Source organism: Haloquadratum walsbyi C23, assembly GCF_000237865.1.
Taxonomy (GTDB): domain Archaea; phylum Halobacteriota; class Halobacteria; order Halobacteriales; family Haloferacaceae; genus Haloquadratum; species Haloquadratum walsbyi.
This window is the reverse complement of the sequence record NC_017457.1, coordinates 55,215-74,977: the sequence shown is the minus strand read 5'-3', so window position 1 is coordinate 74,977 and position 19,763 is coordinate 55,215. Positions and strand designations below refer to the sequence as shown.

Genomic DNA, 19,763 nt, shown 5'->3' with positions numbered 1-19,763 from the left:
CTCGTGGCTTTTTACTCTCACCTGGGAAATACTCTATAGTGGCAGAGTTTGAGATTGCGAACGTCGTTGGGATGTTGACCTACCAGCAGGAGCTTGAGTTATCGGCGTTGGCTGAGACCTTTGAACAACGATCCGAAGTCAATTCTGTCACCTACGAACCATCTGAAAACCACTGGTTGCAAGCTCGCTTTGCCCCCGATGACACCTACGTGCCGTTTTACCGAAGTGGCAAATGCTCGATTGTGGGAGCGACATCACCAGCACATTTCGAGGAGGTGGTCAGGCGGGTGAATACGCTGATGCGTGAGTTACTGAACTTTGAATACGAACCTACTGCCGAAATCAAGAACATCGTCGCAACAGCAGAAGTTGATTCGACTCTGTCGTTAGAAGCAATTGCTATCGGACTCGGACTGGAGCAAGCCGAGTACGAACCCGAGCAATTTCCTGCTCTAATTTACCGTGGTCAAGATGCTGTCCTCCTGATTTTCGCCAGCGGGAAGGTTGTCTGCACTGGGCTTACTGACCTCAACCAGATCTCGTCGTCTATCAAGGATATAACGGCGGAAATAGAGCAACTTGCAGTTTCATAGGTCGGCTTGAGAAAAGATGAGTTGCGTACTGTTTTCCTCAAGCCATTCGGCGTGTTCCACGTAGTCAGGATCGTACTCTGCGACAAAATCCCAGAACGCTTGCGTGTGATTCGGCTCACGGAGATGTGCTAACTCGTGGACAAGGATGTAGTCGATAACGTTAGGCGAAGCCATCATCAACCGCCAGTTGAGTCCGAGTGTTCCTGACGTTGAACAACTCCCCCACCTTGTCCGCTGATTCCGAATCTCAATCTGCTTATACTCAACACCCATCTGAGAAGCATACTGGTCGGCACGATCAACGAAGTGTTTGCGTGCCCGACTTCGGTAGAAATTCCGTAGTGCTTGTTTGAGTGACGACTGTGCGACAGCGCTCTCTCGCAGATGAATCGTCCGGTCTGACACAGCGTGAGACTGCCGAGATTCAACCACCAACTTGTGTTCTTCTCCGAGGAACGGAAATCTCTCGCCAGCCTCAAACGTCCGCTCAGGGGCTTCCTCACGATACTTCTGATACACTCGCTGTTTCTCCAGCACCCACGATGCATTCTGTTTCAGTAGCTCTGTTGGCTGAAAATCAGCAGTCTCTGGGACGACTACCCTCACCCCGTGAATATCGACGTCAATCCGTGGCTCTGACGCCTCTGCACTCCGCCGTAGTTCGTACTCGACGCTCTCACCCAGCAATTCTAGCTCGTGTAATCGTACCTCACTCATAGTGGTCAACTGTCGCTTCGTGGTTCTGTATCAGATACTCTCGAACCGTGTCCACAAACTCATCATCGATCAGGTCTCCAAGATCATACTCCACCACAAGCACGTCCAGTAAGATGCGTTCAATCTCAGCAATCGTCTGCTGGTTCGTTTGCCACCCAGCAAACCCGTGATCAACACGGTCGTAGAACTGCTCAATAATCTCGTTAGCGACGGCTTCTGCCTGCTCGTCTGACTCAATTGCTTCTGGCGTTTCCTCGGTAAGGTGCGTGTAGATAGCAAACTCACTATCGGTCATTCCCTGCTCTTCAGCTTCTTCCTCAACCTCCAGAATCTCCTCTTCGACTGATTGTAACGCCTCAACTGCGTCAGGGTCGGCTATATCGCCACCTTGCCATCGCTCAACAACATCAGTCACCCGCTCGCTAAGTCGCTTATATCGAGGATTCTGGTTTTCTCGTGGGTTGAGATGCTCCTGGGTTGCGTGGGCGATTTGGGAGGCTTTCACAGACGGATTATCTATCTCATCCACTTCTTCTAAGACGTCCTCACCGAGTTTGTACGTTGGAAAGTCTCGTTTCACAGTGTCAATTGCGACGTTTTCACTGACTATCTCTCGGGTCTTCTCTCGCATATCTTCTTCAGGGTCATCTTCACCGCTAGTTGTCCGCCTGAACGCAACGTGAATCCGACTCAGCCACTTGTACCGCCTCTCGATGTCCTTCTCGACGAGTCGACTGTCAGGTGCGACCGCCTCATACAGATCTTGAAGCCGACGGAATCCCTGCTTGAACTCACGGCGAGTCGGGTGTGTCAGCACTTGCTCAACTGCGTCCGATGTGGCTTCCTGCGTGTCTGTTTTCGGAATCCCCTCGAAAATATCTATCACCGTTTCCAACTGGTCAACGAGGTCGTCAAACAGCTCATCTTTGTCACGAGCGGCGTACGACTGCGTCTCCGTATCGTAATCGAGAGCCTCGTCGATATTCTCAAAGACGCCTTGGAAATCGACAATCTCACCATTTTCCTTCCCACTTGCAGGGCGGTTCGTTCGAGCGATTGCCTGCATCAGATTATGATTCTTCAGGTTACGGTCAAGATAGATCGTCTTCAGAATCGGAGCGTCAAATCCCGTCAGAAGCATATTGTGGACAATCAATAGTTTTGGATTGTCCTCGTCTTTGAACTCGTTAACTATCGAATCACGTTCCTCAGAGTCCGTATGGAACTGCTGGATGAGGTCTGGGTCGTCCTTGTTCGAGGTGTATAGAACCTCGACCTCGTCTTTACCTCGCCGTTCTACGAGCCGTTCACCGTACATCGCTGCCGACCGACGGCTTGGGGTGACAACCATTCCCTTCCAGTTGTTCGGAGAAACAGACTCCTCATAATGCTGGTCGATTTCTTCAACCGCTTTCTGTACTCGTGGCTCAATCTCCGCCAACATCCTCGCAGTTACGTTGTCACGGATGAGTTCCCGCTTCTCATCCGAACTCAGTCCGCGGAACTGCCGTTCAAACTCTTCATCAAGCCCCGACTCATCAATCTGCCACTCCATCTCGTGGCGGAGCGTGAAGTACACAGGGAGAATCAGCTCGTCGTCAATCCCCTGTTTGACCGAATAGCGGTGGATATAATCTTCGCCCTCTGGTGAAAACTCACGGAAGGTGTTGCGGTCTTTGTGCTGTTCACCCTCACGGACAGGCGTACCAGTAAAGCCGAAGTGAGTGCAGCTTGGCAGTGCGGCATCCAATCGACTCCCAAGGTCAGCTTCCATAAATCGGTGAGCCTCATCGGACATCACGATGACTTCGTCGTTCCCCTGACTGTCTGGGTCAACATCTTGGAACTTCTGGATGGTCGTAAGAATGAGCTCGCTCTGACCCTGTTCGATAAGTTCCTGTAGATGGTCGATGCTCTCTGCTTCCGTCCACGCTCCCAGCGAGAGATTCGCCAGTTGGTCTCGCATTTGACTATTCAGCTTGTCCGTATCGACGATGATGAACACCTGCGGGTTACGAGCAACAGCCCGCTCTAGTAGATTCTCTGCCGCATACAGCATCGTGAATGACTTGCCCGATCCTTGGGTGTGCCAGATGAGCCCTCGGTCGTGTTCGTCTCGGTCAACCCGCTCCAGCATCCGATTGACAGCGTAGTACTGCATATGCCGTGGAATAATTTTGGCATTCCCACCTGCTCGTCGCTCGTAAAACACGAAGTTCTTGAGAATATCGAGAATCGTCTGCGGGTTACAGAGTGCCTGTATCGCCTGCTTTGCGTCGCCGTCATCTGTGTACTGCTCGGGAGCATCATTCCACGGCTCATAGAACTCCTTGGACGCTCCGACTGCCCCGTATCGGAACTCCATCGTATCGGCGGCGACGTTGAATAGCGTCGGGACGAACAGTCGAGGTACATCATCTTCGTACGCTTGGAGGTCGCTCACAGCGTTGTGCCAGTCGTTGTCCTGTGCGACACTCTTGAGTTCCATCGTCACCAGCGGAATCCCGTTGACAAGGAGGTTCACGTCGGGACGGATCGTCGTTTCACGGGAGACAGAGAACTGATTAACAGCGTGGAAGCGATTGTTCTCTGGGTTCTCGTAGTCAATCAGGTCAATATAGACCGTCCTGCTGGCACTCCCATTCTGCTTGACTGAGAATGTCTTTCCCTTGGTCAGTAACTCATAGAACGCTTCATTCCCGTCCATCAAGTTCTCAGCGTCAAGATCACGTCTGAGCGAGGAAACGAACTTCTCGACATTATCCTCTGTGAGGGAGTCATTGATCACGATGAGCTGTTCAGCCAGTAAATTCCAGTAAATAACCTCATTGCTTCGACGTTCGTACTCTACATCAAGGACATTCGCTCCTCGACTTCCATCTTGTCCGTGGACTTCCCATCCTAACCCGTCAAGCCACGAGAGATACGAGCGTTCAACGCCCTGCTCGGATGGGATACTAACCATATGTGATGACTTCTTCTGGAATTTCTATGTTAGTATTAGTTGTTCGGACTTTACCTGAGAGAAGGTCTTGCATTAGACCGCTCTTGAGACGCTGGAGACGGGAAAGATACGAATCGTCGTTTTGAATACGAGATGAAAACGAAGATAGTATATCCATTATTCTTTCTTGCTCAGTTACAGGCGGAATAGGGGCGGCAATTCTACGAATGTCTCCAGATTTGATTGTTTTCACCGTTGTTTGCTGAGAGAAAGCTTCTATTTGCCTTTGAACCAGACCACTCAGGAAAAGTTCCGTGAGATACCTATCTAAGACCTCATCATTTGAGCAAATACGAATTAGGTTCGGATTAATATTGCCCCCATCTAACCACTCTGGAACAGAGGCGGTCTTTCCTAACGTAGCGCCCCTTACAGCCATCACCGTATCACCGTGTTCAAGTTGTGTACGGGGATATTCTTCTGAGGTTGATTCAGAGATGTACTTTTCATCACCTCGTTCGATATAACCCTCCCCGTCTAACATACCAATTCTCACCTCTGGAACACCTTCATCTACGTAATCAATATTTTGATAGGTTGGATACCGATATATATTGTCAGTAATATTATCAATCGTCACAACATTCCAATGAGAAGGGATCTCAAATGAGATAGGACCAGAACGGGTGCTTACTAAATTGGCTTCGTCCTCAAAACCAGAACGCAATAACTGTTGAGTAAGTCCTTTACGAGCCGTTTGGAGCCCCTGGATAATTTCCTCGGTCTTCTGAATCGCTTGGTCGATGGTGTGGAGGACGGTTGCGATTTTCCTCTGTTCCACAAGAGGTGGGATGGAAATTCGATGCTTCTTCAGGTCACTGATTTTGACAGCAGGGTAGCCTGAACCTGCAACATATGCCTCCATCTGGGAAAAAAATCGGTTTGAGAGGATTTCTTGAAGAAGATAGCGGGAGTTAAAATGGGTTTCAGTTCGCAAGACACCAAAGCCAGAAGAACAGATTTTCCCAGCGTGTTCCTCACTGACAAACCCGTGGCTTTTCTGTTTTGGACGGACAGTCCCCACAAGTACATCACCCTGCTGAACTGTTCTTTGTGCCCGACTTGGAGCGTCCGTGATAGGAATTGTCTTACTGTTTTCTATTTCGCCATTAGATGCCTCTGAGAGCGAGATATACTCAAATGTCTCTGATGACCAGTCATCCTCAGAGAAACCATCAGGATTAATCCCAACTGCGTCTTTCAACCACTCTACGTCCCAGTCAACTGGGAGCTCACCTATTGGTGTCTCCTGTCGCTCTTGAGAGGCGGTAGCCTCTGTGAACTTATCCAGCGTAATGTCCTCACTCATAATTCAGAGCCTCCATATGCTGGGTCATCTTCGCTTCAATCTCGTCTCGTTCTGCCTGCAACTCGCGTAGTTCCGCCAGTTCCTCCTGTACGTCAATATCTTCCTCTGGTTTGGTCGTATCGACGTATAAATCGATATTCAGATTGTAGTCGTTTTCGCGGATCTCTTCCATCCTGACTGTCCGACTTACCCGCTCTACTACAGTCCATTCCCAACACTTCATAGTGAGATGATTGACCCAGCCTTTAGATATGACACTACCCATACTATGCGACCTCCTGTGGAATCTCTATATCAACGTCGGCTGTTCGGACGTCGCCTGAGAGGAGGTCTTGCATCAAACCGTGTTTGAGACGCTGGAGTTGAGACTTATACTTTTTTTCATAGACAATCCTGTCGTCGTATTTTTTCAAGACCTCACCCACTTTGCGTTGCTCCTCTATACTTGGAATCGGAATATCCAAAGCCGTTAGATGGGAGTTGGACAACCCTGGAATCGCAGAACCCTCTGCAAGGCTTTTCAAAAGTTTCTGCTTGGTCTCAACAAAGTAAAATAAGTAGAGTTCTTCCAGTTTACCATTCGGTCGTAGTGCTTTGAGTTGTCTGCTAATACAGGCACGTCGGTCTGCGAACGTAGATTTTCCACACCCAGAACCCTTGACAGTGACAAGTGTGTCTCCTTCTTTACAGAATTTTGTTGGCTCATCGGTATACTTGGTCATTGTAAACCCAAGTTCATCGAAGTCTTCAGGCCCAGTAAGATACGGCGTGAGAGAACTATCATCAGAGACTAACTCCGATTTCACGTGAGCACCAGAGACAAGTTCAGTATGGTTTTTTATTTTTTCTAACCGCCACGATTCTGGTAACTCGCCAACTCTTGTCTCCACAAAAAACCTGTGGTCATAGTATCCTTGCGTAAACAACTCTTGCTGTATACCTGTTTTTGCTCGTCGAGTTTGCTCTATGATCTCCTCAGTCTTCTGAATCGCTTGGTCAACGGTGCGGAGGACGGTAGCAATCTTCTGCTGTTCTGAAAGCGGTGGAATAAGCGTATTTAAATTATAAGCATCATTACGATTTAGACCAGGGATAGCTGAGGCGGCGTTTAGCCTCTCAAGCTTCATATTCTGTAACAAGTAATATACGAATCGTAGATTTTCGCTTGTTTCATTGTCACTTATATAATATGTTGTGTCTATCGCCCAGAACGGATTAATACTGAATTCTCCTTTGCCGATAGAACCCTTTCTCCCGATGATAATCCCTGCTGTATCAACATTTGCCTCTGTGTGGGTATCTACTTGTCCGTTAGACCCGTATACAGGGATCTCACCATCTTCTCGTGTATCCGCAGGCAGATTATCTCCATACTCAAATGACAGAACATCACCCAACCTTAGCAACTCCCAGTCTTCAATTGGTGATGCTTCCAGCGCTTGTAAATCATCAGTTTTCTGCTTGCTTTTTACAGCCGTATCCGACTTGTTTGAACCCTCTGAGCCTACACCAAACTCGTCCAGTGCGGCGTCGTCACTCATATTTCAGAGCCTCCATATGCTGAGTCATTTGAGATTCAATATCGTCTCGTTCTGCCTGTAAGTCCCGTAACTTCGCCAGCTCCTCCTCAACATCAATATCTTCCTCAGGTTCGGTCGTATCGACGTACAGGGCGATATTTAGATTATAATCGTTTTCTCGAATCTCATCCATTCCGACCGTTCGACTCACTCGCTCTTCGGTTGTCCAGCCTCGGAAGTTTTCGATGATATGGTCAAGCCCTTCATGTGTGAGCTGATTCTGATTGGAAAGTTCGTCGTAGAAGTCCTCATCTGCGGCGTGGATGAATTGTACTTCCCCCTCTCGTTCTTCTGGTTTGTCGGTGTTCAGCACAAGCACAGCAGATGGAATTGAGTTGTTCTGGAAAAGGTTCTCGGGAAGTCCAACAATTGCTTCCACCATATCGTTCTCCAGCATTGGCTTACGATACCGTTGCTCGTGCTTGCGGAAGAGAACGCCGTGCGGAATCACAATCGACGCTTTCCCACCCTCGCCATCCTGCTCAGGTGTCTTCAGTTGCTTTGCGATGTGCATAATGAAGGCGTAGTCACCACGATCTGCCCGTGGGAGTTTCTCGTGCCAGTCGAAACGGTCGTAGGGGTCATCTTGAAGCTCGTCTTTCGCCCAGTCTGCGGAGAATGGAAAGTTGGCGAGAACTCTATTGAAGCGGGCAACTGAGTCATCTGTCTCATCGGTAAACTGCGGGTAAGCGAGTGAGTCCTCTCGTTCAATCTCCCCGTTGAGTCCGTGAATGGAGAGGTTCATTTTAGCGATAGCGGCGATATCAGGGTTGATTTCCTGCCCCGTCAGTTCGAATTTCTGTGGGTCGCCGTTCTGCTCTTCACGATAGTACCGAGCGGCTTCGATAAGCATTCCACCTGAGCCAACGGTGGGATCGTGGAATGTGTGCCCATCCTCAAATTCATCAACGAGTCGAACGCAGAGGTTGACAATCTGTGGTGGCGTGAAGAACTGCCCGCCAGACTTGCCCTCCTCCTCTGCGAAGTGGCGAACCAAGTCCATATACGCCTCACCGAGCATATCTGGTGGAACGCTATCCGTGTCTAAGTCGTACTTCGAGAGATGTTCTACGAGGCGTCCAAGACGGTCATCACCGAGAGCATCGGCGTCAATGTAATCGGCTCGGAAAACACCTCTCAATTCGGGGTTTGCCTCAACGAGTGCGTCGAAACTCTCGTTGAGTGCCTCATCCACGTTATCGCTGACCGCTCGAACGTCATCCCACATATATCCGTCTGGGATGACAGGAACATCATAGAGATTCTCACGGCGGGCAAACTCCTCACCGTACTCGGTGACATTCTTCTGATACTGCTTCGCAAACTCATCAGAGATAGCCTTATAGTAGACCAGCGGGAGGATATACTCCTTATAATCGGTGGAATCAACCGCATCACGGATGATATCAGCACATTTGAAGAGTTGTGAATCGAGTTCGTCCAAGGACACGGACATGTTTGAGACAATCATGTCCGCCCCTGAAGTAGTCTATGATGAATTAACAGTAACCGAACAGAAGAACCAGATCAACTGATGAGCCACCAATAGGTATCTTTGAGATTGCGAGTGCGATGGGATTAGGTCGCTGGAGTGAGGGTTAGATCTTCGTCTGTTGGTTGGTGATTTGGTTGAGAATGCCGAAACTCCAATTGATACTAACTTGACTAGGAGGGGATATATTGCGGGGACGATAGTCCTGTATTAATCCTGTCCGCATGGGCTCGTTCCAGATTCGAGGTGCGAAGACTGAAGCCGATCTCGAAGAATCCGAGTCTCAGTTACGAACGCTTCTTTCCGATGCTGGCGTTAAGATGCCTGAGTATGAGTTTCGTCACGTGACTTCTGTCTTCGTCGGCACGTTAGAGGTTGATGTAAATCTGGAAGCTTTGACAATTGCTCTGGGACTGGAGAAAACTGAATATGAACCAGAGCAGTTCCCAGCGATTGTGTATCGACCGCCAGAGTTTGCAGTAACTCTTTTTATTTTTTCAACCGACAAGGCAATCATTGGAGGCACGACAGAATGTGAGGAAGCAAAGTCTGCTCTCCAGCAGATTCAGGAGGAGATAGATAGACTTCGTGAAGTCTGACTACTTGAACCGACCAGCTCTCTGAAATTCTGTGAACAGTATTAGTGCTGTGGAGGCAATTCCAAAAACTGCTCATATGCGTTTTCTATATCGACGAGGGAAGTTGTACCTGTGATAGTCACCTTTCCTGTTCTAAATATCAGCACAGTACAGTTGTTCTTGCTATCATCGTAGACTACCCCTGGGGAAATTTCTCGGGTCGCACTCAGTATTTTCAAGCCCGAGTTCGATAGAAACTCGATCTAAGTCAAGCTCCATAGCTACATCTCAAGACGCAACAATATTACTTATTTCAACTTGAGCGTCTCCTATATCGTTCATTTCATCAGACTCAGACAGCGTTTGCAACATTTCCTGTCTTGTCCCCTCAAGCTCGTCTACACTTTCCGCACCGACAATTATGTATTTTCCAGATGTGTAAATTGTAACTAAGGGTGACTCTTCGTTGTCACCGAACAGATACATCCCGTGGCACATCTCGGGGTCGTACTTTGCTAGTGGTGGCTCAACATCCGTATATACTGAGAGGAGATCTAACCGCTGGTCTATATCCCCCGACCCGACTATGTTCACTATCTCAAGCATCAGCGACTATGTACAAGATCTTTGAGTGTTGCTGTGAATAAGTGTCGCTACTCTATATCGGGAAACGACGTTGATTATCAGCGACCGACAATTCCGTAAGCTGTTGCCGACGCTTAAGATGCACATGGGCTTTTTACCGCCGTGTTCCGCCTGTTGTGTAGTCCCGTTACTATCACCAGTTGAGAGATGCGACATCAGCTCTGGTTGGCTACGCAGATTGGATACCCGTGCGCACAATCCGTGTGGATTCAGATGTCATCAGGCAGAGCATTAGCTACAGTAGCCACGATATGGGGTTTCTTGATCAGCTTTCGACCAACTAACGAACCAACCGCAGTCTAGTCGATATCGGCAAGAACTTTTGCCTGCCCAAGTTAGTGAATGTGGTCATGATACTGGCGTGGACGCCGACCTTGGACGATAGCCACAGGCATTGTGGATACGTCCCACTCGTGAAGGAGCCTCGTCTGATGTTTCGTCGTCCGCTCCTGCAGCTCTCCGATACTGCCATCAGGGCTGACGCAGGAGAATAGTCTCGTAGCATAGCGTGGTCTGCACCGTGCGTCTCTTGATCATAGAGATTCGCTACATCAAGTGGTGTTTCTTTTGTTATTATCTTAGATTGGATATATCCATCTTTAAATTATGGTGTGGTCACATCTATCAATTAGTCCCTTATGTAACATCAGAATAGATCGGAGCCAGACTGTTACATAAGGCAAAATAAAATTCAATACATCGTCTGAATGCAGTCGATAGTAATCTTATCGAGTAAATTGCACTTACACTTGGTAGAAGACTAATGACACCCATCTATATTAACCAACTCAGTTGTGTCTGAGATATTGAATGCAATCATGAACCACTCAAGATAGTATCTCCAAGAAACTCTGAATTAATTATTGATGTATAAGATATAATATATAATTGTGTCTGTCGAAAACACAGTGAGCGAGGAAATTGAAACGACATTTTATTATGATAAAATCTGAATTGCCGTAGGTGCCAAATGTAAATATGGTTGAACTAGACCAACTGCCCACTACCGAGTCTGGGCACATAAGAAAACGACAAGCAATGAAGTGGATAGAGGGACTGGACGAACCAAGTGAGGGAGAGCTCAAAGATACCGTGATTCCGAAGCCATCTGGCTTTTCAGGTAGCAAGTATCCGACGGAGATCTCTACAGTTCGAATTACTGGCACTCCCGAATTTATTGAGGCAGTAGGAGCTTCCCTCAAACCATTGCTTGACTTTGAGGACAATTCGACTCGTGTTGAAATCAATCTTCAGCGTACTGAGGATAAAGATACTGGAGAATTAACCGATAATTACGCACTTTACTTATCTATCGCCGAGCGAGGATAGCCGAAGAAACTACCCACACACTATAGCAGATACAACCAGAGGAGAGCAAATTCGAGTGGGCACTTCGAATAAGGCTGGATCATATCATTAATATCACGGCGAATACGTCGCAATTGTGAGGGTACCGTTGAATGACTAATATTGAAATAAGAGCTTCGTGAGACTCACAAATATGTCAATCAAGAATGAGATCGGATCGTATTCTTGAGTGAAATGATAACTTGTTTATTAATGGTACTGTCACGAGTGACCCAAATACTGATGACTGAAAACAAGGCTTGGTCGGTCAGAAGATGTCTCTACACCGGAGTGACAGCAAACTGAATTACGTCACATACAACAGTTTACTCTACGTTAGATATTCTTGAGTAATCGATGGGCTTCGTTCTCAAGCGTATCGAGTTATCTGCGGCGTTGTATATTTTCTTATGAATCTTTTGATCCTCCTCATCCCTATATTCCATTTCATGCCACCAGATGTGCTTCTTAGCTGATTCTGAGGACATGCTCTCAATTCCAGCTGTCACTTCAAACAAAATATTGGGAAAGCACATATTACTAAGAGAAGGCATCCCTGGTGTAGGAGCGGTCGGTGATGGATACTCCGATGGAAAAACAACAACATCTGGAATAACCCGTCCGTCATCTGTCCGAGCTCCAGCAGGTGGATCACGGATAATCATAAACTGCGGATCTTCGGATTGATTCAACCCCCAGCGGACAGTTCTATTGATTACCTCGTTGAGTCGTGAGGCTGGTGATTTAGTATTTCTAGCATTTCGCTCACTCCATATGATCAATGAATCAGTGTTCGCTGGGACGAGTAGATGTCCGATACTCTGCCCTTCTCCTCCTTTCACGTCCATGGCAAACACTTGTCCAGAATTGGTGACTTCGCCTTTGAAGTCAATTCGTTCGCTCCCTCGCTGGTCAGTAAAACTAAGATAATCAGCTTCTCTAGCTGGGTTTAAAAATATATCACGGACAATATCTTCGTTATCGGCGCCGTGAGATTGACGGAAGGTACCACCAAGTGAAAAGATAGCGTCCTTTAGCTCTCGCTGATAGTCTCCGGCGTCAATATCGTATTTATTGAAGATATCGGGGTGATTGTTACCGAGTGATTTGATGACTGACTTGATCTCTTCAATATTTTCTTCACGCTCTTCGGTTCCTAAATCAGTAAATCCGAGATAATTCGTCCAAGGGTCGTCACGTTGCACATGATATACCGCAATCGAAGGAGCATAATCCATGAATCCACAAACACCTTTGCGTAGGATTTTGTCTATGTATTGAACAGAAAAATTTATTCGAATGAGTTAGGAAAACAAATTTATGATTTAAAATTCAGTCAGGTCCCTCTGCTGAACTGAGTCCAGCCGGTCAGAAATAGTGTCCTCAAATTCTTGATTTATTTCAAAGCCAATGCATGAACGATTATGTTCAAGCGCTGATAATGCTGTCGTGCCGCTTCCAAGGAATGGATCGAGGACAGTATCGTCGGGCTCTGTCGAAATATTAACCATTCTGTCGACGAGCGCTTGTGGATACGGTGCTTTATGTAAGGAATTCTGACCAATGGTTCCACGTTTTACCGGAAATCGCCAGAGATTCCCCAATGGACGCTCACCTGAGATTGCCGGGTCGTCTTTAGTGTCCTCGATATTACTTTTACAAAACTTATGATCGTAGTTCTTAGACAGATATACAATATATTCTTTCTTATTCACAATATTTCGATCTGTCATCCCTGCGATAGCAGTTGGCTTGTACCAAGTGACTAAATCCTGAGACACAAACCCGACTTCTTCTGCCTTCTGAATGATATGATATGGAAGCAACTGGAGATCACCTCGTTCCATGACTGTGTCCACAACAATCCACATTGTCCCATCTTCTCTAAGAACATCATAGCACTCCTTCCAGACAGTTTTCATGCGGTCATGATAGTGTTCATACGATTCATCAGTAGTCCCAATCTGGTCTTCATGCCCGTAATCCTTGAGATCCCAGTATGGTGGAGAGGTGATGACGGTTTGAACACTCTCAGGCTCAACGATACTCATGTCCTCGCTTGATTGCCAATAGACACTCAGTGCATCAATGGAATTGACAGTATTCATGATTTTCTCTCGGACTCAGATTGGAGGACATCGACATCAACTTCAATGAATTCCCGATTTTCGCACGTTATGATATCTGCTAGATTAGTGGCCCAAATGGTGTGGATTTTTTCTTTTTCCTGCGACCCAACCCGAATGCATCGGCGGATACTTTCATCAAATGGAATCGGTCTGGTTTCGTCAAGTTCTTGATTTGGGGTTTGTGATCGGTCTTCCTCAAGCCACACATTACCAGGATCCTTCCCGTCTGGGTTGTACCGACGGACTTCAGTATCATGGTATGCGCTAGTTCCTTTCTCTCTCTCACCTCCCCACTCATTTCCTTCATACACATGTGAGACACGAATTTCATCTTTGTGAAACTGATAATTACGTTTGTCTTTAACAAAAAAGAGAATTTCATTGTACGCAGAAATCATATCCGCAACATTATTATCATCAGAAATATTATGGACGGTAATAGTATTTTTCAAAATAAAACTCGCTTGATTTCTAATGTAATCAGCTGCAGCCATCGCAGCAGGCCACATTTTCCCGCCTCGATATTCATTTGAAACGATGATCCAAAGAGTTTCTGAAGAACCCATGCGGTTATAGAGAGGCTTCCAGAGGCTATTTGACTCAGTGAGTGCCTCCCTAAGCGTCTGATTACTGGAAACTGCTTCCCTGAGATCAACGATATACATTTGATTACTAGTCTTTTTGGACATAGAGTTACTTGTCTGTTCCACCATTGCGATTATAAATAGTATTTCATCTATGCATAGGTGTTTGCATATGTATATCTTATTACCTATCTATCCTAATCAAAGATTGAATGGGACTTACGCTGACAGACGCAAAACGCCAGATTCTCGAAAAGCTCCGTGAAGAGCCACGACACGGCTATGCGCTAGCAGATGAACTCGGGAAGCAAGGCCCTACGATATATGAGCATATGCAACAGCTGGAGGACGCTGGGTATATTAAAGGAAAACAAGAGGGGCGTCGGAAGGTCTATTCACTAACTGAACGGGGCGAATTGACTATCGAAGCACAAGAAGCAGGAGAGGAATAAGGCGGAATCGTATTCAATGTCTCTATCTAACTTGTGTTGCCTATTATAAGTTAAACATAATCATATTAGTCGTTTGTATTAATTGAGTTATTTGTGGACGTAAATTTATATGGATTGACATAGTTATGTATTGACATGGCTTGTATCACCAGCTCATTAGTGAGTCTCGGTGAATATGAGGTGGACCTGTGACCCCCTCGCAAACGTTAGAAGATGTCGTTATTTTAGGTAGAGCTGCTCCAGAAGAGATCAGTGGTGGAGATCTCACTACCTGTACTGGTGCGTGGTCAAAACACCGTGGCTTTATTCGACTTTACCCGTGTAAACCTAGGAAAAAATTGTTCAAAAGATGGGACATCGTTGAAGTTGAGGCAAAGCGAAACCCGAAAGATAACCGTGATGAAAGTTGGAAGTTGGGACGTAGAAACCAATCTTCCTGTGTTAAAAAGACGGGAGAATATCAACGTGAGAAGCGGGCTACACTTCTCACCCAACTTGAGGATGAATGCGTTGAGTCAATCAAACAAAGAGGTCGAAGTCTTGGAATCATACGACCCAAATCAATTAGTGGGCTGGAGCTGAAAGAATGGGAAGATGATAGTGACGGGTTGACCCAAGCGAAGCTGTTCGAGGAAATGGAAAGATGGCGTCCCGAAACAAGAGAAGAGTTTGATAGAGAAATCCGGATTCAGTTTACTTGTTCTAGCTGCCAAACTCAACAAGGATATCATAATAAAACCTTGTTAGAGTGGGGCGGATATCGTGCCATTGAAAAATATAATATTAGTTCTGCTGCTAAGCTGGAAAGTTTTTATCAATTTGATAGCAATAATTATAATCACTGGATTCTTGTCGGGAACCAGAATAATCAGCGAACATCGTTTATTTCTATTAATATTATATGGATGAAAGATAACATTCCAATATACGACCCATTATGGAGTGAGTATCCAAAGGTTAGTACAGAATTTGTACATCCTGCCGAACGGAACTGATTATGCCTCCAGATTTTGAGAAAGACTCAATATGATCTTAATTTCAGAGCTGCCCGAACTCTGAGTTAATTGATTTTTAGATACTTATCCATAGATAGCCCAGAAGATAATAAATATATATCAATGAATAATAAAACAGGCATCAGGACAGAACAAGATCTGTACATCTAGTACTTCAGAGCCATGGAGTAGACGTCATCAACGTCTGCATATGCCTAGCTATGTCTCACACTATGCATATCGTATCAACTGTATAATTATTAAGAAAGTGTTTTACTTCGTATCCTGTATAAAAGTAGTTATGAAAGTAGCTCTTAGCAAAATAGATTTGCCAGACTTCCAGATTCGAGAGGAAATTGATGATGACCATGTGGAGGATATAAGAGAGTCATTTGCCGAGGATGGTCAATGGAACCCTATCATCGCTCGCCCTGCGTCGGGACAAAAAGATGTTGAGTATGAGGTTATATCAGGAAGTCATCGACTTGAGGCTGCACGGCGTCTGAACTGGTCAGAGATTGAGGCTACCATCAAAGACCTCGGAGATGAAAGCGCTCGTGGTCTTGCTGTGAAAACGAACAAAATGCAGAAAGAGATGAAAGATGAAGAGATCGGAGAACTCTGCAAGGAACTTTACACCGACTACGATCTCTCTGAAGAGGAAATTGGTGATATAACTGGGTTGGCGCCACGGACAGTTCAGGATAAAATCACGCTGGTGATGGATTTAGCTGATTCGGTGTACAGACGTGTAAAGAGCGGGGACTTAGCGGCAAGAAAAGGGTTAGTCATCGCTCAGCTCCCTGAAGAAGATCAGGAGGAGTTTACCACCCGACTCATTGAGAACGGGTGGAGTCGTGACGAAGCTCGTGATCGTTTGGAGCGATTTAAGAATGATACCATTGCCACAGTGGGGTACAGCGGAAAAGAATTCACTGAGTTAGTTGACGAACTCCGGGAGAATGAAATAGACATTTTGGTCGATGTCCGTGCCTCCGGCGAATCAATGTACAAGCCAGAGTTCAACGTAGATGTACTAGAAAATCAGTTCTCAAACATAGATGGTATTGAGTATATTCATAAGCCCGACTTTGGTGTTCCACGAGTTATCGTTGAACCATATAAACAGCAAGCCATTGGACACGATTGTTTTGAAAATTGGTATATGTGGAGTATACATCAGGACGACAAATTTGAGCAGTTCGGTGAGTTTCTCGAAGAGTCTGGGAAGCCAGCACTGATGTGCATCGAAAAATTCCCAAAACCACAGGGAGATCAGGATCATTTTTGTCATCGCCATCACTTAGCAAACGAGCTATCTGAAGCTGGATACTTCCGTTACAGGGAAGATATCGGTCCAGTGAATGCAGAACTACCAACGTAATTTTGCTATGATGTTCTCATAATTTACAATTGGGGTATTCGTCACCCGTCGAAACATCTTTATTGAGTCTATCCGCATAAATATGGATCTTAATGTTAAATAATAAAATATGATAACTAACAATAATGACTATCATAACTACTAATTTGAGTATGTCCAACATTTCATATCATATATATGTGCTCTTCTAGTAGAATAACTGATAATGTCAGTCACGGTTCTCTCGTTGCCTGGATGGCACGATGATAAGTGATATTACTGTAATTCTAGAAGTTAATCCCATAAAATATTGTTTCAAGAAATTGGTCAACCTATGAGCCTGGTGAAGGACATATATGAAATTGTGTAAGTAGGATTATAGACCCCTTCTCTCTCTTCATTGCAGGTTAACACATGGTGAGAATATATCAAATTCGTTTACATACTGGAAGTGGAGTAAATTAACTGATGATTCAAATCTATATCATAACATGTATAATTACAATTATCTGAGAAAACAATTAATACATCTAAATAACAAATTCTAGATGAAACAAAGCACATCTTTACTATTCAGATGGGAGATTCTAAATAAAATATAAATATGTCCAATATATTCGTTTCAAAAAGCACTGACATAGAATCCATTATTTCTAATGTCAAGTTACGTGCCAAGAGCATCCCTGATGATCAAGAACACTTCATCAAATTTGTCGCACAGAACGGGCGAGAATTCAAATCTGATGAGATGGTCAAACAGGGAACGGTCTTGCACGATGATGCCAAAACACTTGCAGAGTATGCTGGGGCGGTTCCTAAGCGATGCTTCCAAAACTGTCGGCAGGCGATGCAAATGGAGGATCAAATTGACGCTGATGTTCAATATTGCGAAGGGTACATTCAGTATATTGAAAATGGGCAGAAAATATTGACTCGCCATGCATGGATCTTACTTGACGGATATGTCGCTGAAATCACGATCTCTCCGGAAATTCTGCCAGACGAGAAGAGGTCATACTGTGGAGTGCAATGTAGTTTGGCAGAGGCTGCTGAAATCGCCGACATGCACGGGTGAGAAAATTGATATTTATTATATAACTACGTAACCAACTGGTGGAGCTACGTCTTGCATATGTTAATATCTAAACACTTAGAATGCGAATTTAGTAGCCATGATTAAGTGCCACAAAATCTTAGTTTCTAATATCATGTTGCAGCAGAGTAGGGTAAGAGACTATGAGACTGATAGACTATTCCAAAGAAAGCATGTCTGAAACTGATAATCCAGGGGGTAATTCTTCTGCTGATGCGAACGCAGTAGATTCGATCGACGAATTCGTTGATGCATTCGTGGAGGCTGCTGAGTCAACCGACACTGAAATTGATCAAGAGATTATCGATGATCTCGAACAATATGGTCGGCAATTAAGTGATGATTGTGAAGCGATGCTTAAACAACGTCAAAAGGAAATCGACGATCTTCGAAATGAGCTAGTCGAGGACAGTGAACCGTCAGAAGAATAGTCTGTAACTGTTTCATACTCTTTTGAATTTACTTCTTCAGTAAGAATCATCCACTATTAACTCCGTTTAACGTATTTTGATAACATAAAAACGTGAATACAAATCAAGATATAAGTTGGATATGTTGTATGCGATTGAGAAGTAAGTTAATTTAAACGTCTGTTCTGCTTTTGATTAAATGAATTTACATGTATTCATCAGATACATGATGAAAGACTGGACGAAGTTTTATATGGAATTCTAGACAACTGTACCAGTATCCGTTGAAATAACGACGGTGGGGGGTTAACGAATACCCCCTCAACAAAGGAGCCCCAACTCCATGAATAAACAAGAACTGCGCTGTCTTAACAGCACCGACATCGGTTGTATTGAGCAATTGACACTATTTGTCCAAAAAACAGCAGATTGTCTAGAGGCGACTGATACTGATCAAGAAACAGTTGATACAGTTAGACAGATTGGCGAATCAGCTGTCGAGGGGATTGAACAATCACTTACTAACAAGCAAGCGGAGATTGATGAGATTCGAGAGCAAGTTGCCATGCAGGCGAAGTCCAACGCTGAGGATCGGAAAAAGATTACGCAACTTGAAGATAACCTCGCAGAGCATATTGAGCATGATGCAAAAGCGAGGAAGAGACTCACCGAAGTAGAGGAGAAAGTTGAAACAGACACAGCTGATTCCTCTGAAAAGCAATCGTCCCAATCTGAGGACAACGATGAGGATACGACCACTCCGAGTGGCAGTAAGACCACTTCCCTTGAGCAAGTGTGTGCACTTCCAGAAAACGTTGCAGTAGAGAATCTCACTTCCAATCAAAAGAGAGCTCGATCAATTGCTCGTCGAATCAAAGACTATGGAAAATCCGTGCCAGCTGGGATTGCTATCACGTCGACTCGGATTCGAGATGTTTTGACTGCACAAGAAGACAAACGAGTTCACAGACAGACAGTTCAACGAGTCGCTGACTTTCTGAAACAGTTTGGTGACGGTGGAGTGGATATTAAAGAAACTCGTGGCGGGAAAACAGCGGTTGTGTTCGATGATGGACTCGCTGATGACGTCACGGGTGTTGTGACGGCAAACGAAGAAACCGCTGTGACGCCCGGAGTCGTTTAATCAGTAACACGATCACTGGCGAGGAATAGGACGACAGAATCAATATGCCAGCCCTTCTCTGTAGTAACAACTGAAGAAAAAACCTCTTTGTTTCAGTAGTGTTTACACCAAATGAAACAGGTTTGTCGAACAGTCGGCAGATTCACCCGTCACAACGAGTGTGACGCTGTCGGTGACGAGAGAAATAGAAAACAGCATCGTCATACTCTCGAAGCTTCGTCAGGAGACTACGTGAGTCGGTAGACGAAGCTAAGACTTCTCCTCGACTCAAATCTCTACGACTTGCGGGACTGGGTGACCGAATAGACCACCGAATCGAAGCGGCTGT

19 protein-coding genes and 1 pseudogene are annotated in these 19,763 nt (G+C 45.5%); 9 read left to right on the top strand and 11 right to left on the bottom strand.

Features of this window, described 5'->3' with window-relative positions; translation table 11 throughout:
- Nucleotides 1–38 precede the first annotated feature (38 nt).
- Complete coding sequence (locus HQRW_RS14515) at nt 39–593, top strand: TATA-box-binding protein (protein ID WP_014554933.1); 555 nt, start codon at nt 39–41, stop codon at nt 591–593.
- On the opposite strand, the gene HQRW_RS14510 is transcribed toward HQRW_RS14515, so the two are convergent.
- The 6 genes and pseudogenes from HQRW_RS14510 to HQRW_RS14485 all read right to left on the bottom strand — a co-directional run bounded on the left by HQRW_RS14510 (nt 588) and on the right by HQRW_RS14485 (nt 8,659).
- Nucleotides 588–1,310 carry a M48 family metallopeptidase gene (locus tag HQRW_RS14510; RefSeq protein WP_014554932.1) on the bottom strand — a complete coding sequence of 241 codons (723 nt, stop codon included), beginning with the start codon at nt 1,308–1,310 and terminating at the stop codon, nt 588–590. The two genes, HQRW_RS14515 and HQRW_RS14510, sit on opposite strands and share 6 nt — an antisense overlap.
- Nucleotides 1,303–4,275 (bottom strand): type I restriction endonuclease subunit R, encoded by a 2,973-nt coding sequence (locus HQRW_RS14505; protein ID WP_014554931.1) that lies wholly within the window; start codon nt 4,273–4,275, stop codon nt 1,303–1,305. Before HQRW_RS14505 ends, HQRW_RS14510 begins: the two co-directional genes overlap by 8 nt.
- The gene (locus tag HQRW_RS14500) at nt 4,268–5,623 is read right to left on the bottom strand and encodes a restriction endonuclease subunit S (RefSeq protein WP_014554930.1); all 1,356 of its coding nucleotides are present in this window, start codon (nt 5,621–5,623) and stop codon (nt 4,268–4,270) included. The genes HQRW_RS14505 and HQRW_RS14500 overlap by 8 nt, the downstream gene beginning before the upstream one ends.
- Nucleotides 5,616–5,831: pseudogene (locus HQRW_RS14495) on the bottom strand (N-6 DNA methylase); the annotation flags it as partial. The pseudogene HQRW_RS14495 and the gene HQRW_RS14500, both read right to left, overlap by 8 nt.
- A 58-nt stretch (nt 5,832–5,889) precedes the next feature.
- Nucleotides 5,890–7,164, bottom strand: a complete 1,275-nt coding sequence (locus tag HQRW_RS14490) for a restriction endonuclease subunit S (protein WP_014554929.1) — start codon at nt 7,162–7,164, stop codon at nt 5,890–5,892.
- A complete protein-coding gene (locus HQRW_RS14485; RefSeq protein ID WP_014554928.1) occupies nt 7,157–8,659 on the bottom strand; it encodes a type I restriction-modification system subunit M in 1,503 nt (500 codons plus the stop codon). Before HQRW_RS14485 ends, HQRW_RS14490 begins: the two co-directional genes overlap by 8 nt.
- 260 nt (nt 8,660–8,919) lie before the next feature.
- Here HQRW_RS14485 and HQRW_RS14480 point away from each other — a divergent pair, with 260 nt between their 5' ends.
- Nucleotides 8,920–9,294 carry a hypothetical protein gene (locus HQRW_RS14480; RefSeq protein WP_049892401.1) on the top strand — a complete coding sequence of 125 codons (375 nt, stop codon included), beginning with the start codon at nt 8,920–8,922 and terminating at the stop codon, nt 9,292–9,294.
- A gap of 41 nt (nt 9,295–9,335) precedes the next feature.
- Here the strand turns inward: HQRW_RS14480 and HQRW_RS17115 are convergent, their stop codons facing one another.
- Nucleotides 9,336–9,440: a TBP family protein gene (locus tag HQRW_RS17115; RefSeq protein WP_394324580.1), complete on the bottom strand. Its 105-nt coding sequence runs from the start codon at nt 9,438–9,440 to the stop codon at nt 9,336–9,338.
- Between the two features lie 121 nt (nt 9,441–9,561).
- Complete coding sequence (locus HQRW_RS15290; RefSeq protein WP_049892399.1) at nt 9,562–9,879, bottom strand: hypothetical protein; 318 nt, start codon at nt 9,877–9,879, stop codon at nt 9,562–9,564.
- A gap of 1,002 nt (nt 9,880–10,881) precedes the next feature.
- Here HQRW_RS15290 and HQRW_RS14470 point away from each other — a divergent pair.
- Nucleotides 10,882–11,247: a hypothetical protein gene (locus HQRW_RS14470; protein ID WP_231852492.1), complete on the top strand. Its 366-nt coding sequence runs from the start codon at nt 10,882–10,884 to the stop codon at nt 11,245–11,247.
- Between the two features lie 344 nt (nt 11,248–11,591).
- On the opposite strand, the gene HQRW_RS14465 is transcribed toward HQRW_RS14470, so the two are convergent.
- The 3 genes from HQRW_RS14465 to HQRW_RS14455 all read right to left on the bottom strand — a co-directional run bounded on the left by HQRW_RS14465 (nt 11,592) and on the right by HQRW_RS14455 (nt 14,083).
- Nucleotides 11,592–12,503 (bottom strand): hypothetical protein, encoded by a 912-nt coding sequence (locus HQRW_RS14465; protein WP_014554925.1) that lies wholly within the window; start codon nt 12,501–12,503, stop codon nt 11,592–11,594.
- Nucleotides 12,504–12,590: 87 nt separating this feature from the next.
- Entirely contained in the window at nt 12,591–13,373 is a 783-nt protein-coding gene (locus HQRW_RS14460; protein ID WP_014554924.1) for a DNA-methyltransferase, read from the bottom strand.
- The gene (locus HQRW_RS14455; RefSeq protein ID WP_231852491.1) at nt 13,370–14,083 is read right to left on the bottom strand and encodes a DNA methyltransferase; all 714 of its coding nucleotides are present in this window, start codon (nt 14,081–14,083) and stop codon (nt 13,370–13,372) included. The genes HQRW_RS14460 and HQRW_RS14455 overlap by 4 nt, the downstream gene beginning before the upstream one ends.
- A gap of 107 nt (nt 14,084–14,190) precedes the next feature.
- Here HQRW_RS14455 and HQRW_RS14450 point away from each other — a divergent pair, with 107 nt between their 5' ends.
- The 6 genes from HQRW_RS14450 (at nt 14,191) to HQRW_RS16655 (ending at nt 19,435) form a co-directional block, all read left to right on the top strand.
- Nucleotides 14,191–14,430, top strand: a complete 240-nt coding sequence (locus HQRW_RS14450; protein ID WP_014554922.1) for a winged helix-turn-helix domain-containing protein — start codon at nt 14,191–14,193, stop codon at nt 14,428–14,430.
- Between the two features lie 188 nt (nt 14,431–14,618).
- Complete coding sequence (locus HQRW_RS14445; RefSeq protein WP_014554921.1) at nt 14,619–15,425, top strand: hypothetical protein; 807 nt, start codon at nt 14,619–14,621, stop codon at nt 15,423–15,425.
- Between the two features lie 301 nt (nt 15,426–15,726).
- On the top strand, nt 15,727–16,809 hold the full coding sequence (locus HQRW_RS14440; protein ID WP_014554920.1) for a ParB/RepB/Spo0J family partition protein: 1,083 nt from the start codon (nt 15,727–15,729) through the stop codon (nt 16,807–16,809).
- A 583-nt stretch (nt 16,810–17,392) separates the two neighbouring features.
- The gene (locus HQRW_RS14435; protein ID WP_014554919.1) at nt 17,393–17,863 is read left to right on the top strand and encodes a hypothetical protein; all 471 of its coding nucleotides are present in this window, start codon (nt 17,393–17,395) and stop codon (nt 17,861–17,863) included.
- Nucleotides 17,864–18,054: 191 nt separating this feature from the next.
- Nucleotides 18,055–18,312: a hypothetical protein gene (locus HQRW_RS14430; RefSeq protein ID WP_014554918.1), complete on the top strand. Its 258-nt coding sequence runs from the start codon at nt 18,055–18,057 to the stop codon at nt 18,310–18,312.
- A 322-nt stretch (nt 18,313–18,634) separates the two neighbouring features.
- A complete protein-coding gene (locus HQRW_RS16655; RefSeq protein WP_014554917.1) occupies nt 18,635–19,435 on the top strand; it encodes a hypothetical protein in 801 nt (266 codons plus the stop codon).
- Nucleotides 19,436–19,763 lie beyond the last annotated feature (328 nt).

What these genes read in the sequence shown, in the direction of transcription:
- HQRW_RS14510 (WP_014554932.1), bottom strand. Translation starts at nt 1,310, where the DNA reads ATGAGTGAGGTACGATTACACGAGCTAGAATTGCTGGGTGAGAGCGTC.
- HQRW_RS14505 (WP_014554931.1), bottom strand. Translation starts at nt 4,275, where the DNA reads ATGGTTAGTATCCCATCCGAGCAGGGCGTTGAACGCTCGTATCTCTCG.
- HQRW_RS14500 (WP_014554930.1), bottom strand. Translation starts at nt 5,623, where the DNA reads ATGAGTGAGGACATTACGCTGGATAAGTTCACAGAGGCTACCGCCTCT.
- HQRW_RS14490 (WP_014554929.1), bottom strand. Translation starts at nt 7,164, where the DNA reads ATGAGTGACGACGCCGCACTGGACGAGTTTGGTGTAGGCTCAGAGGGT.
- HQRW_RS14485 (WP_014554928.1), bottom strand. Translation starts at nt 8,659, where the DNA reads ATGTCCGTGTCCTTGGACGAACTCGATTCACAACTCTTCAAATGTGCT.
- HQRW_RS14480 (WP_049892401.1), top strand. Translation starts at nt 8,920, where the DNA reads ATGGGCTCGTTCCAGATTCGAGGTGCGAAGACTGAAGCCGATCTCGAA.
- HQRW_RS15290 (WP_049892399.1), bottom strand. Translation starts at nt 9,879, where the DNA reads ATGCTTGAGATAGTGAACATAGTCGGGTCGGGGGATATAGACCAGCGG.
- HQRW_RS14465 (WP_014554925.1), bottom strand. Translation starts at nt 12,503, where the DNA reads ATGGATTATGCTCCTTCGATTGCGGTATATCATGTGCAACGTGACGAC.
- HQRW_RS14460 (WP_014554924.1), bottom strand. Translation starts at nt 13,373, where the DNA reads ATGAATACTGTCAATTCCATTGATGCACTGAGTGTCTATTGGCAATCA.
- HQRW_RS14455 (WP_231852491.1), bottom strand. Translation starts at nt 14,083, where the DNA reads ATGTCCAAAAAGACTAGTAATCAAATGTATATCGTTGATCTCAGGGAA.
- HQRW_RS14450 (WP_014554922.1), top strand. Translation starts at nt 14,191, where the DNA reads ATGGGACTTACGCTGACAGACGCAAAACGCCAGATTCTCGAAAAGCTC.
- HQRW_RS14440 (WP_014554920.1), top strand. Translation starts at nt 15,727, where the DNA reads ATGAAAGTAGCTCTTAGCAAAATAGATTTGCCAGACTTCCAGATTCGA.
- HQRW_RS14435 (WP_014554919.1), top strand. Translation starts at nt 17,393, where the DNA reads ATGTCCAATATATTCGTTTCAAAAAGCACTGACATAGAATCCATTATT.
- HQRW_RS14430 (WP_014554918.1), top strand. Translation starts at nt 18,055, where the DNA reads ATGTCTGAAACTGATAATCCAGGGGGTAATTCTTCTGCTGATGCGAAC.
- HQRW_RS16655 (WP_014554917.1), top strand. Translation starts at nt 18,635, where the DNA reads ATGAATAAACAAGAACTGCGCTGTCTTAACAGCACCGACATCGGTTGT.